Here is an 11,742-nt window from a genome sequence, read left to right as displayed (position 1 = left end):
CCGCGCCTGGGCGCAGTCGGCTGCCGACGCCGTCAACAATGGCGTGCCCAGGTGGGTCTACGTCGCCGAATCGCTTCTCCAGGCATTCACCGACTCCATCGAGTTCACGACACCGCCACAGGAAGACGAGCCTGGGGAGCAACTGGGACGAACCTGAGCGACCTCCGTGCGGTCTCTGGGTTGTGTCTCCAAGAGCGACTTCGACGCTTGAACATGCCTCTCATCCCCGAGGTTGTCGTCGATCGCACACTCGCCACCTCTTCGCGGTCTGCGAAGTGCTCACGGTGTCGTCGGGGTCGGGATGGCCGGTGCCGGGCAGCGGCCGGATCTGGGTGTCGTTCCCGCCTGGGGGTGAGTTGAGCGTCTCTGCGACCACGGCGCCACCAACTGTCACCCGTGATGCGGATGGGCTCCGGGCAGCGGGCCGATCGTCTGCATCGTCACCGTGCCGAGGAACGAGAACAGCCGTGATGAGCGCTGCCGGATCGGGCGGACACGACCGCGCGGTGACGGCGGCGACTTCGTCGGCATCCGGGGTGACGGCGTGCCGCGAGAAGCGCTGCTACCAACACGAACTGGCCCCTGGTGCGATTGCATGTAGTCGTCGACACTGGTCCCACCATGAGCGGAATCATCGGCTGTGATCGTCATACGCCGGCCCGAGGAGGCCGACACCTTCCTCGACGCCGGCACCATGCGATGCCCGCAGTACCGGGGCACGGTGGCCAGGTGGGGACACGGGCGTGCCCGCACCGTCCGCTCGGTGGGCGCGACGACCCTGACCGTGCGCCCACAACGGGTGCGCTGCCGCGACGGCGGCGCCACGCACATCCTGCTGCCCACCGCCCTGCAGGTACGCCGGGCCGACACCACCGAAGTGATCGGAACTGCGCTGGCCCACAAGGCGAACGGCCCGGGATTCCGGAGCATCGCCGAGCGGATGGGGCGCCCGGAATCGACCATGCGCCGCTGGCTACGCCGCGCTGCCGGTGAGCATGTGCAGTGGCTGCATCGCCGGGGCACCGAGCGGCTGGCCCTCGTCGCCCGCGAGGCGTTCGTCACCATCCGGTTCGTCGGGAATCCGCTCGGAGACGCGCCGTGCGTCCTGGCGGCGGCCGCGGTCGAGGATCGTCGCCGCTTCGGGTTCCCCGATCCACCGTGGGACCTGATCGGGATCTACACACAGGGACACCTGCTGTCCCCACCCCGCAGCGGCTGACAGAACCGTCCGGTCCTGTCTTACCGTGCCCAGATGCGTCCGTCATCATGCCGACGATCGACCATATTCACGTCTGCAAACTCGATGACGGTAGGCGTTCCGCGGTGATTCGGCTGATCGGGGGTGCCAGGTGCTGTTGTGGGTACACCACCTTCAGCCGCCATGGGAGTCGAGCCCGTGCGCGATCGAGCACCCCGGACGTACCTCTGCCGGTGCGGCGAGCGCGCTGGGCGCCGCGGCGGTGACCATCGGCGCTCCAGGAGGCCGGCCTGCCCTGGTCGCCGGTGGTGAGGAGGAGCAGATGATCAAGAAGAAGCACCCCGACCGGGACGGCGTGCGGGACTGGCGGAAACCGGTGCGCGTGGACGGACCCGCGGCCGCGACCGAGCCGGCGTGCCATCTGGTGGTGGGGTTCGACCGGTATCCCGCCAGCCATCAGGCGCTGTCCTTCGCCATGGGCCTCGCGGTCCCGCTCCGTGCGTATCTGCATGTCGCCCACGTCGTCGACCTCGACGATTTTCCGGTCGAACCGGACCGGGACGATTGGGAACGGCGCATCGTCGAGACGGTCGAGCGGGAACGGGCGGAGGCGTGCACCATGCTCGCGTCGCTGCCCGGGAATTGGAGCTACTACTCCCACGAGGGCAACCCGGCGCACCTGTTGGCGACGATCGCCGACGCGAATGACGCCCTGATGATCATTATCGGCAGCTCACGGGGTGGGCTGGTGTCCGTCCTCGAGCGGGCGTTGGGGGAGTCGGTGTCCTCGCATCTGACCCACCACGGCCGCCGTCCGGTGGTCCTGGTGCCCGAACACATAGGCACCGCGCCACCGACTGCGGGGCGCTGAATGAGTTGCCGCAGCGAGGTCCGGGGTGACCCGCACCGACCACCGGACGCCCGTGAGTCCGCTATTCACCCAGATGGGGTCAGCCGTGGGCGAGGCGGCGTACGGCGCCGCGGAGGGTGTGTTCGATCTGGGGCAGGTCGACGTCTTCGGGGGCGGTGGCGGTGTTCTGGGTGGGGTTCCAGCTGATTCGGCGGTCGATCCCGGTGGCCGCGGCGGCGAGTTCGGTGCTCCACTCGCTCAGGGTCGGTTCGGGGTTGTCGACGCCTTCCCACTCGAGAATCCAGTGGGCGAGTGAGTTCCACTGCAGATCGGCGGCGTGGATGGTGCGGGTTGTCATCGGGTCCTGGCTTCTGTTCGGGGTGGTGGCTGGTTTCTGCGGTCGGCGATGTCGGCGAGCATGGGTGGTGGTTCCGGTGCCGTCGCGTCGGCGACGCGCCGGGGGGCGAGGGTCGGGCACGGGGATGCGAGGGAGAAGGCTATCGGCCCAAGGTTCAGGCGTGGGACCTATTCGCGTTCCGGCGCTCCCATGGTTTGGTGGCTCAGCCGTTCGGTGATCTGGTCCGGTTCCACCCGCTCGAAGTAGCGCGGGTCGGGATTGGTTCGCGCCGCGACGATGTCGCCGTAGTTGATCATCCGGGTCGCAGCGCCGAGATGGATTCTCTCGTGGGTGCCGACGTATCGGAAATGTGGCATGACCTTCCTCCCTCGCGGGCGTGGCCGGTGATCGGGCGCACCGCCGGACGGATATGGCGCCGCCACTCACATGCGTGCCGATCCAGCCTGGGTGGTTTCGCCGAGCCCCGGTTCCGCGTCGCTCGATCCGGGAGGCGCGCATACCCCGCCCAGTTCATCGTCCATTCCATTTTTTCTACTTACGAAGATTAGCAATTAATCGGTTGGTAGTGAACTGGGTGGACCCCAGGATCTGGGGTGCGCCCCGGTTGTTTGCGGGTTCAGGGGGCGGATCGGTAGCGGGATTCGTAGGAGGCCTGCTCCTGGTCGAGTCGGCGTTGTTTGGTGGCGTTGAGGAGGCGGGGGTCGAGGCCGTGGCTGACGAGGCGGTGGCGGAGGTAGATGTTCTTCAGGGCGAGAAGGAAGTACACGAACGGCAGGAACAGCAGCAGCACCATGCCGGTGCGGATGATCCAGGGGCCGGGGATGAGCAGGAGCCCGGCGAGGATCGGGATCAGCGGGATGAGGCAGCGGGTGGCGTAGCGGCGGGTGGCGCCGGGGCCGGTGGTGTCCGCCACGACCCAGTCGTGGAACTCGGCGGGCAGGGTTCTGCCCAGGACGTAGCCGAGGCGTTGCCGCGCAGTGGGCGTCGGGGTGGGAGTGGCTGCGGGGTTCTCGGTCATGGTCGGTCCTCGTTCGTGGTGGGGGTGTAGTGGTGTTCGGGTAGGACGAGCGTGCGGGCGTAGGCGATGGCGCGCGGGGTGGTGTCGAAGAGGTGCCGGTTCTCGCTGTCGGTGGTGGTGAACACCCCGAGTGCTTTCAGGGGGCGGAGGTGTTCGGGTTTGGCTCCGGAGATCAGCACGGTGATGTGCCGGTGCTCGAGCTTGGTGATGACGTCCTTGAGGACGATCGCGCCGGTGGCGTCGATCGCGGTGACCCGCGACATCCGCAGGATCACCACCTTCACGTCGGAGACGTCGGCGAGTTCGAGTAGGAACCGGTGCGCGGCGGCGAAGAACAGGGCGCCGTCGATCCGGTACGCGACGATGTGCTCGCGGAGCAGGTCGTGTTCCTCGACCAGGTGGTCGTCGGTTTCGAGCGGGACCTGTTCGATGCGGGCGGATTTCGCGACCGCGCGGAGGGCGAGGATCGCGGCGAATCCGACTCCCACGGCGACCGCGGTGACCAGGTCGAAGACGACGGTGACCAGGAAGGTGGCGACCATGACGATCGTGTCGGCGCGGGTGGCTCGGGTGATGGCCAGGATCGAGGCGGTCTCGACCATCCGCACCGTGGTCGCCAGCAGCACCCCGGCCAGGGCGGCGAGCGGGATCTGCGCGACGAGCCCGGCCGCCGAATACACGATCGCCGCGAGGAGGAGTGCGTGGGTGAGGGCGGCGAGCCGGGTGCGGGCGCCGGAGCGCACGTTGACCGCGGTGCGGGCGATCGCCCCGGTGGCCGGCACCCCACCGAACAGCGGGGCGGTGATGTTCGCCAGCCCCTGCCCGAACAGTTCCCGGTCCGGGTTGTGGCGGGTTCCCACGGCCATCGAGTCGGCGGCGGTCGCCGAGAGCAGGGACTCGAGTGCGGCCAGTGCGGCGACCGCGAGGGCGGGCGCGATCAGGGAGGTCAGTTCGCCGAGGTGCAGGAAACTCAGGGTGGGCGCGGCGAACCCGGCCGGAATGGTGCCGATCCGGGCGATGTCGAGGTGAAAGAGTTGCGCGATCAGGGTGGCGGCAGTGACCGCGATCAGGGAGAACGGGACCCGGGGGAGGTAGCGACCGCCGAGGAGGATGACCGCGGCCACCGCCAGTGCGGTCGCCGGGGTCAGCAGGGTGGGGGCCTGCGCGAACTGATGGACGGCGTCGGCGGCGCTCTGCCACACCTTCTCCCCGGCGGCGTTCGTGATCCCCAGCGCGGCGGGAACCTGCTGCAACGCGATGACCACGGCGATCCCGGCGGTGAAGCCCTCGATCACCGGGGCCGGCATGTACCGCACGGCCCGGCCCACCCCGGCGAACGCCAGGACGACCAGCACCATTCCGGCGATCAGCCCGACCGCGAGGACCCCGGTCGGCCCGTACTGACCGACGATCGGCACCAGCACGACGGTCATCGCCCCGGTCGGGCCCGACACCTGGAAGCGGGACCCGCCGAACACGGCCGCCACCGCCCCGGCGATGACGGCGGTGGTCAGTCCGGCGGCGGCGCCGAGGCCGGAACTGATGCCGAACCCCAACGCCAGCGGCAGCGCCACCAGCGCGACGATCAGCCCGGCCAGCAGGTCCGCGCCCGGGGCACCGGTCGCGGGTTTCCACTCACCCCAGCGCGGCAGCAGCGCGGTCGCCGACCGTGCCACCCGCACGAGGGTGCTTCCGGTCGCGTCGGCGGGGCCGGTGGGGGTTAGTTCGGTCATCGACGTTCCTCGGTAGTGACGGCCAGCGGGCCAAATCCTCTATAATTGCTAATGTTAGCAAGTAATCATCATGGAAAGTTGGGTGAGGCGGGTAACCTCGATCACGCCCTGCGGGGGCGGATTCTGCGCTGCACCGACTGTGGGCGGTGGTGCCGGGTGTCGGCGCTGCGGGCCGGCGAGGACCGCTGCCCGGGATGTGAGCGCTGCGGCCTGCTCGTCGCCGGCACCGGACAATGGTTTGCGCCCGAACGGCATTCGGGCTGACCCCCGCGCGCCCGACGGCCGGGGCGCGCACCGGTGGACGGTGTCAGAAGCGGGGCTGCGACCACCGGGATTCCCCGCCTCCGGGCGCTAGGTCGAGTCGGGGATCGGTGGTGGCGGCGTGGCGGGACGCGGCCGCGGCGAGCCGCTGCCGGAGGGTCGCGAGTTCCTCGCGCAGGACGTCGGGCAGCCTGTTGCCGCCGATGGTGGCGAACCACTCGTCGATCAGCCGAAGTTCGGTGACCCATTCGGTGGGGTCCACCCGCAGCGCGGCGGCGATCTTGGTGTGGTCGAACTTCAGACCGGTCAGGTCGAGGTCGCCCGGGGTGGGCAGATTGCCGAGCGGGGTCGCCTCGGCTTCGGCGGTGCCCTCGATCCGCCGCAACGCCCACTCGAGGACCCGGGAGTTCTCCCCGAAGCCGGGCCAGAGGAACTCGTCGTCATCGCCGCGACGGAACCAGTTGACGTAGAAGATCTTCGGCAACAGCTCCGGGCTGGTCGTCTCGCCGATGTCGAGCCAGTGCTGAAAGTAGTCCCCGACGTGGTAGCCGAGGAACGGCAGCATCGCCATCGGGTCGCGGCGCACCACACCGACCCGCCCGGTGGCGGCGGCGGTGGTCTCCGAGGACAGGGTCGCGGCCAGGAACACCCCATGCCGCCAACTCAATGATTCGGTGACCAGCGGGATGGTGGTGGCGCGGCGGCCGCCGAAGAAGATCGCCGAGATCGGCACCCCGGCCCGATCGTCCCATTCGGGGGCGACGGTCGGGCACTGGGCGATCGGGGTGCAGTACCGGGAGTTCGGGTGCGCCGCAGCCTCTCCGGAGGTCGGGGTCCAGTCCCGTCGTTTCCAGTCCGTCAGATGCGGCGGCGGCGTGTCGGTCATCCCTTCCCACCAGATGTCGCCATCGTCGGTGAGGGCGACGTTGGTGAAGATCGAGTTACCCCGCTCGATGGTGGCCATGGCGTGCGGGTTGGTGTGGACGCCGGTGCCGGGGGCGACGCCGAAGAACCCGGTCTCCGGGTTGACCGCGTAGAGCCGGCCGTCGTCACCGAACCGGAGCCAGGCGATGTCGTCGCCGATGGTTTCGGCGGTCCACCCGCCCAGGGTGGGGTCGAGCATGGCCAGGTTGGTCTTGCCGCAGGCCGACGGGAACGCCGCCGCGACATAGCGCACCGTGTGTTGAGGGGAGGTGAGTTTGAGGATGAGCATGTGCTCGGCCAGCCAGCCCTCGTCCCTGGCCATCTTCGACGCGATCCGCAGCGCGTAGCACTTCTTGCCGAGCAGGGCGTTGCCGCCGTAGCCGGAGCCGTAACTCCAGATGGTGCGCTCCTCCGGGAAGTGGGAAATGTACTTGGTGTGGTCGCACGGCCACGGCACGTCCACCTGACCCGGGTACAGCGGGGCGCCGACCGAGTGTAGGCATCGGACGAAGTCGGTGCCCGCGGTGAGCCTGTCCCAGACCGGGGTGCCGGAGCGGGTCATGATCTGCATCGACACCGCCACGTACTCCGAGTCGGTGATCTGGACCCCGAACTTCGGCTCGGCCGCATCGAGGGGTCCCATGCAGAACGCGATGACGTACATCGTGCGCCCGGCCATCGCGCCGCGGTAGTGCTCGGTCATCACCGTCTTCATGTCGACCGGGTCCATCCAATTGTTCGTCGGACCCGCGTCCGCCTGGAACCGGGAGCAGAGGAAGGTGCGGTCCTCGACCCGGGCCACGTCCTCCGGGTCGGAGGCGCACCAGAAGGAGTTCGGTTTGCGCTCCAGCCGCACGAAGGTGCCCTTGTCCACCAATTGGGTGGTCAGCCGGTCCCACTCGCCGGCGCTGCCATCGCACCACACCACCTCGTCCGGTGCCGTGAGGGCGGCGACCTCGTTCACCCAGGACACGACGGCGGGATGCGCGGTCGGGGCAGTGCCGGCGCCGGCCGGGCCGGGGGCGGTGGGGGTGCTCACGGGTGTTCTCCTCACAAGAATCCGACAGAATGTGCTGCGTGCGGTGCGGTGCGCTGGATCACCGATGTGGATCGCGATACGGGACGGGATGGCCGAGGGCCCGGCTCACGTGGCGGGCGACCGCGGGCACCAGCAGCCGATCATCGAGAGACGGCAGCATCCGATCGGCGGGGGTGATCAGCGCCAACGCCCGCACACATGCGGCCACCGCCTCGACCGTCACGGTCCGCACGCCGTGCCCACACAGCGCGGCGAGCAGCCCCGGCAGCACCAGCGCGCCATGGACGAAGCCGTCGGCGGGGACCGTCACCGTGCGCCCGACTGCCGCACCGTCGGGGGCGCAGCCGGCGAGATCGACCAGGACATCGTTGTGGTCCATCAACCGGCGCAGCGGGAACGCCTCGGCATCGCGCTCGTGCCAGCTGCTCAGGTCCCCGACCCTGGAGGCGATCAACACCGGCGCCAGCAACGGCGCCCACGACGCGCCGGTGATGACGACCCGGCCGGCGCGTGGCGGGACGCCGCGGCGGCGCAGGGTGGTGATCGTCGCGGCCGCCACCGCCGCCGTCAGCACGTCCAGTTCGGTCAGGACCACGGGCCCGCCGCGCTCGATCACCTCACGCGCCACCGCCGCGGAGTCCACCGGCCCCAACCCGACCACGAACACCGCCGACACCCCACCCGGGAGCCCCCGGATGCGCTCGGTCAGCACGTGCGGGTCGCCCGTGGTCACCGGAACGCAGAGCGGGCGCATCGGTGTCCGCTCTCGGATGAGCGCCGCATAATCCTCCATCGCGACCCACGGCGACCGGGTCCGCGCCGACCCGGCCGTGCGCGAGCCGGTGGTGGACACCGCGACGACGCCAACGCTGATTCCGGTCAACGCCATGCCGGGGTCGTCGGGCAGACCGCTGGCACCACCGTCGTGATTGTTCGTCACCGCCCACTTCTCCTTTTCTCTTTCCCGATCGAGGGCGTCCCATGCCACCCGTATTCGCACGATGTACGCACTTAAGAAAATTCGCAATCAACTAAGGCAATGGAGGGATTCCTGCCTTGGTGGGCCCCCGTCAGCCCCCGGTTTCACCCACCAAGGCAGGAGGTTCGGGCACGTCCTCGAGTACCTCGGCCTGCCCGGCGACCACCCCGGTCAAGATCCCCCGCGCGACCCGCAGCAGCTCGGCGATGCGGGGGGAGGTCAGCGCGTAGGACACCGATAGGCCCTCGCGGCGGGCGGTGACCAGGCCGGCCCGGCGCAGGATCGACAGCTGCTGGGACAGGTTCGCCGGCTCGATGCCCACCTCGGGCAGCATCTCGGACACGGCGTGTTCGCGTTCGCTGAGCAGCTCGAGGACCCGGATGCGCGCCGGGTGCCCCAACGTTTTGAAGAAGTCCGCCTTCATCTGGTACAGCGGTTGGCGCGAGTTCGCGGCCATGGCTCCTCCTGTCGTCCGGGTCGAGCCAGCGGCGGCGAGGTGCGTGTCGCCCTCGCCGCGGCGCCGGGTCTGTTGCCTCGCCTGCAACCTAATAACTCCGTCTATGTTGCGTTACTTGCGAATCTTAGCAATTTGCTAGAATTCGCGCTGCAGGGCCCCTTCCGGCCCCGCATCCGGAAACCCGGGCGCCCGTAAAACCGTGTCGCGGCAGGCGCCTCGCCACCGAGGGGAGGACCGGGCCGACCGCGCTGGTCCACGATCCCCACCCTGTCCGATGCCGGCGACCTACCGGTGGTGAGAGAGCCGATGAGCACAACCGATGCAGAGATGACAGCGCGACCGCGGTCCCGGCGACCGGTGGAGACGATCGTCGCGATGCACCTCGGGTTCGTCGACGCCTTCGGGTTCGTCCTCCTCGGCGGGTTCTTCGTCTCCTCGATCGATGCCACCACTACCCGGACCGGCGTCGCCCTCGGCAGCAGTTCGTGGTTCGTCCTCGGACTCGGAGGGGCCATCCTTGCCGGGTTCGTCGTCGGTGTCGTCCTGGCCGCGGTGGTCGGCCGGATGTGGCCACGCCAGCGGGTGCCGCGGGTTCTGCTGCTCGCGGCGGTTCTCCTCGCGGCGGCCGGCGCCCTCCACGCGGTCACCACCACCGCACCCCCGATCGGATTCGCCCTCGCCCTGGCCATGGGAGCCGAAGCCACCCTGCTCGAGATCGGCGGCCTGCTCGCCGAGGCGGCGCGGTCCCTGACCGATCGCCTGTTCGGCCGGGGACCCCATCGATGGGTTCGATACCTGCGGCTCTGGGCTGCGGTCGCGGTGGGGGCGGCTGCTGGCGCGGTGACGTACCGGGTGCTCGGGTTCGGCGCCCTCTGGGTCGCCGCGGGGGCCGCGACCCTCGCCGCCTACGCCTTCAGGAACAGCCCCACCGACCCGACCGACGCCGCCGGCCCGTACGGGCTGGAAAGCTAGGCGCCCCACCGCCGATCGACCAGGGGGCGACTGTCGGCCGATCCGGAGCAGACCCGCGAAGCGGATACTCTCACCGGATTAACTTGCGGTAACCAATCACGTCGAACGGTGGAACGAGTGGGAGTCGACGGCGTGATGCGCCACCATGGGCCGATGAAGCCCCAGAAGAAGACCGCGATACGGCCCTCGTGGTCGGTGGGCTCTCGGGTGACGACACACCACTCGCCCGATCCGGCGCTCGCCGCGGATCAAAGGCCGCAGAAGAGCGGGGTGATCGTCGAAGATCACGGCGAGGTGATCGACTCGGTGACCCGGCCGTACGGGCGGGATTGGGCTCTTCCGCGCCGCTGGGCGGTGCTCCTCGACGAAGGACAGCTGGTCTTCCGCGACGGCGAGGAGCTGGAGGTCGAGGGAACGAGGAGTACGGAACGACGGAAGTAGGGACGCGGCGAGACGGCCCGGCTCCCTGCGCCGAGAGTCCGGCCCAGTCGCCGCCGTCCACCGCGCGCAGAGTCCTCTGATCAGAGCCGGAGCGCCGACCACCGGCGCCGCTTACCCAGCCCGACAGAGAAACCGGGCCCGAAAACTCTGGATCGACCCCCGATGGGAGTCGGTGCCCAAACCCCGCCGGGATCCGCCCTACGGTCTCCGGCGGAGTTTCCCCTGCCGTCACCGATCCCGGCGCGGCGATCGGCTCGGCGTCCTGCCGCGGCGCGTTCTCGCGGTCTGCGCTGGTGCGCCGTTTCGGCTCTGCCCCGCCTTGAGATTCACCGTGTTCGGGTCGTTCCGGCACCGGTACGGACGGTGTGCCGGCACGTCGGCTGCGTCCGGGTCGTGTGCGGTGTGTCCGTGCGCGACACACGACCCCTCACCCGGTGCACGTACCGGGGCTTGCCGACCGGGATGCGCTGGGGCACGTCAGGGCCGGTTGACCGCGGTCTTGGGTGAGCCCGATCTCGATTGCGCGGTGTTTGACGAAGTCGACGACCACGTCCCATCCGGTCGGGTCGGTGTCGGCGGGGTTCTCCGATACCGACAGCGAGTCGGTCAGGGTGTCGAGGACGTGCCACCCGATGCCCTGCCGCCTCGGCACCCCGGGGTGTTCCATGTGGGCGGCGATCGTGATCCGTAATCGGTGTTCGGCGGGCGTAATGGTGCAGTGGAGGTCGGAGCCGGGGCGGGCCGAGGCGATCAGCTGGGTGCAGACCTCGTCGGCGGCGAGGGTGATGTCCGCGACAACCGCGAGGGTGCGTGTCAGCGCCCGCACCACCGGTAATTGGTCGAAGTCCGCCGGGACGCGGAGCCGCACCGGCTCACCGTATTTCGCCATCCTGCAGGACATCTCGTCGACCCTACTCCCACCCGCCCGGTGCGCCTTGTCTCCTGTTGTCCGCGTACCCGGTCGGGACCGGTTCACATAGTTTCGCGGCGAGCTTTCCGTTCCGGGACACGAAGTCCCGACGACAGTAACGGCTAGGGTCGGCGGCGGGATCGTGCACGGCGGAAGTCGAGGGGGATGACGTCCGCCCGGTGGGCTCGATGCCGGCCGGGCGAGGATCAGCCGGACGGCAGCGGTGTGCGCGTGCACGGCGGCGGCGCGGGCGGTGGCGCCGGGGTCGCCGAGGAGATGGGCCGCGGTGCGGTCGCATCCGATCAGGAACTGTTCGTAGGCGAGCCGGGTGGGTGCGGCCTCGTCGAGCTGGGAGATTGCGACGTCCTCGATCAGCTGCAACGGGTTGTGCACCAGCCGGTAGTTGATTCGTGCAACAGCCTTGGGAAGGACGATCGGTCCCAGCATCGGCTGAGCCTATGGCACGAGCCGCCGGTGCGGAGGGAAACGTTGCAGAGGGAAACACGGAACGGTGCCGGGGTGTGCGCCGGCTCGAAACCACCTTCGTCGCCGGGGCGGGCCCGACTCGACGATATCGGCGCGGCGCCGAATTCCCCGGCCAT

The 11,742-nt window shown here is 69.5% G+C and carries 13 protein-coding genes; 5 read left to right on the top strand and 8 right to left on the bottom strand.

Going from position 1 to position 11,742, the window contains the following annotated elements; all coding sequences use genetic code 11:
- Positions 1 to 640 precede the first annotated feature (640 nt).
- Together BLV94_RS46605 and BLV94_RS46600 are read left to right on the top strand one after the other, a co-directional pair.
- Positions 641 to 1,219, top strand: a complete 579-nt coding sequence (locus BLV94_RS46605; protein WP_072949840.1) for an RNA polymerase subunit sigma-70 — start codon at positions 641 to 643, stop codon at positions 1,217 to 1,219.
- Between the two features lie 301 nt (positions 1,220 to 1,520).
- On the top strand, positions 1,521 to 2,069 hold the full coding sequence (locus BLV94_RS46600; RefSeq protein ID WP_072949842.1) for a universal stress protein: 549 nt from the start codon (positions 1,521 to 1,523) through the stop codon (positions 2,067 to 2,069).
- Between the two features lie 79 nt (positions 2,070 to 2,148).
- On the opposite strand, the gene BLV94_RS46595 is transcribed toward BLV94_RS46600, so the two are convergent.
- The 4 genes from BLV94_RS46595 to BLV94_RS46580 all read right to left on the bottom strand — a co-directional run bounded on the left by BLV94_RS46595 (position 2,149) and on the right by BLV94_RS46580 (position 5,157).
- Complete coding sequence (locus tag BLV94_RS46595; RefSeq protein ID WP_072949844.1) at positions 2,149 to 2,406, bottom strand: hypothetical protein; 258 nt, start codon at positions 2,404 to 2,406, stop codon at positions 2,149 to 2,151.
- A 167-nt stretch (positions 2,407 to 2,573) separates the two neighbouring features.
- On the bottom strand, positions 2,574 to 2,762 hold the full coding sequence (locus BLV94_RS46590) for a hypothetical protein (RefSeq protein WP_072949846.1): 189 nt from the start codon (positions 2,760 to 2,762) through the stop codon (positions 2,574 to 2,576).
- A gap of 260 nt (positions 2,763 to 3,022) precedes the next feature.
- On the bottom strand, positions 3,023 to 3,424 hold the full coding sequence (locus BLV94_RS46585; RefSeq protein WP_072949848.1) for a DUF5313 family protein: 402 nt from the start codon (positions 3,422 to 3,424) through the stop codon (positions 3,023 to 3,025).
- Positions 3,421 to 5,157 carry a SulP family inorganic anion transporter gene (locus tag BLV94_RS46580; protein ID WP_072949850.1) on the bottom strand — a complete coding sequence of 579 codons (1,737 nt, stop codon included), beginning with the start codon at positions 5,155 to 5,157 and terminating at the stop codon, positions 3,421 to 3,423. Before BLV94_RS46580 ends, BLV94_RS46585 begins: the two co-directional genes overlap by 4 nt.
- 78 nt (positions 5,158 to 5,235) lie before the next feature.
- Here BLV94_RS46580 and BLV94_RS49095 point away from each other — a divergent pair, with 78 nt between their 5' ends.
- Entirely contained in the window at positions 5,236 to 5,421 is a 186-nt protein-coding gene (locus tag BLV94_RS49095) for a hypothetical protein (protein ID WP_143051535.1), read from the top strand.
- A 43-nt stretch (positions 5,422 to 5,464) separates the two neighbouring features.
- On the opposite strand, the gene BLV94_RS46575 is transcribed toward BLV94_RS49095, so the two are convergent.
- The 3 genes from BLV94_RS46575 to BLV94_RS46565 all read right to left on the bottom strand — a co-directional run bounded on the left by BLV94_RS46575 (position 5,465) and on the right by BLV94_RS46565 (position 8,817).
- A complete protein-coding gene (locus tag BLV94_RS46575) occupies positions 5,465 to 7,381 on the bottom strand; it encodes a phosphoenolpyruvate carboxykinase (GTP) (RefSeq protein WP_072949853.1) in 1,917 nt (638 codons plus the stop codon).
- Positions 7,382 to 7,439: 58 nt separating this feature from the next.
- Positions 7,440 to 8,321 carry a hypothetical protein gene (locus BLV94_RS46570; protein WP_072949855.1) on the bottom strand — a complete coding sequence of 294 codons (882 nt, stop codon included), beginning with the start codon at positions 8,319 to 8,321 and terminating at the stop codon, positions 7,440 to 7,442.
- Positions 8,322 to 8,451: 130 nt separating this feature from the next.
- A complete protein-coding gene (locus tag BLV94_RS46565; RefSeq protein WP_072949857.1) occupies positions 8,452 to 8,817 on the bottom strand; it encodes an ArsR/SmtB family transcription factor in 366 nt (121 codons plus the stop codon).
- A 306-nt stretch (positions 8,818 to 9,123) separates the two neighbouring features.
- Between BLV94_RS46565 and BLV94_RS46560 the strand changes: the two genes are divergently transcribed.
- Both BLV94_RS46560 and BLV94_RS46555 read left to right on the top strand, forming a co-directional pair.
- Entirely contained in the window at positions 9,124 to 9,789 is a 666-nt protein-coding gene (locus tag BLV94_RS46560; RefSeq protein ID WP_244163944.1) for a DUF1275 family protein, read from the top strand.
- A 153-nt stretch (positions 9,790 to 9,942) separates the two neighbouring features.
- A complete protein-coding gene (locus tag BLV94_RS46555; protein WP_072949906.1) occupies positions 9,943 to 10,230 on the top strand; it encodes a hypothetical protein in 288 nt (95 codons plus the stop codon).
- A gap of 427 nt (positions 10,231 to 10,657) precedes the next feature.
- Here the strand turns inward: BLV94_RS46555 and BLV94_RS51915 are convergent, their stop codons facing one another.
- A complete protein-coding gene (locus BLV94_RS51915) occupies positions 10,658 to 11,587 on the bottom strand; it encodes an ATP-binding protein (RefSeq protein WP_307718330.1) in 930 nt (309 codons plus the stop codon).
- Between the last annotated feature and the right edge of the window lie 155 nt (positions 11,588 to 11,742).

This window comes from Rhodococcus koreensis, assembly GCF_900105905.1.
GTDB lineage: Bacteria > Actinomycetota > Actinomycetes > Mycobacteriales > Mycobacteriaceae > Rhodococcus_F > Rhodococcus_F koreensis.
This window is presented reverse-complemented; position numbering and strand designations above follow the sequence as displayed.

What these genes read in the sequence shown, in the direction of transcription:
- BLV94_RS46585 (WP_072949848.1), bottom strand. Translation starts at nt 3,424, where the DNA reads ATGACCGAGAACCCCGCAGCCACTCCCACCCCGACGCCCACTGCGCGG.
- BLV94_RS46565 (WP_072949857.1), bottom strand. Translation starts at nt 8,817, where the DNA reads ATGGCCGCGAACTCGCGCCAACCGCTGTACCAGATGAAGGCGGACTTC.
- BLV94_RS46600 (WP_072949842.1), top strand. Translation starts at nt 1,521, where the DNA reads ATGATCAAGAAGAAGCACCCCGACCGGGACGGCGTGCGGGACTGGCGG.
- BLV94_RS46595 (WP_072949844.1), bottom strand. Translation starts at nt 2,406, where the DNA reads ATGACAACCCGCACCATCCACGCCGCCGATCTGCAGTGGAACTCACTC.
- BLV94_RS46580 (WP_072949850.1), bottom strand. Translation starts at nt 5,157, where the DNA reads ATGACCGAACTAACCCCCACCGGCCCCGCCGACGCGACCGGAAGCACC.
- BLV94_RS51915 (WP_307718330.1), bottom strand. Translation starts at nt 11,587, where the DNA reads ATGCTGGGACCGATCGTCCTTCCCAAGGCTGTTGCACGAATCAACTAC.
- BLV94_RS46560 (WP_244163944.1), top strand. Translation starts at nt 9,124, where the DNA reads ATGAGCACAACCGATGCAGAGATGACAGCGCGACCGCGGTCCCGGCGA.
- BLV94_RS46590 (WP_072949846.1), bottom strand. Translation starts at nt 2,762, where the DNA reads ATGCCACATTTCCGATACGTCGGCACCCACGAGAGAATCCATCTCGGC.
- BLV94_RS46555 (WP_072949906.1), top strand. Translation starts at nt 9,943, where the DNA reads ATGAAGCCCCAGAAGAAGACCGCGATACGGCCCTCGTGGTCGGTGGGC.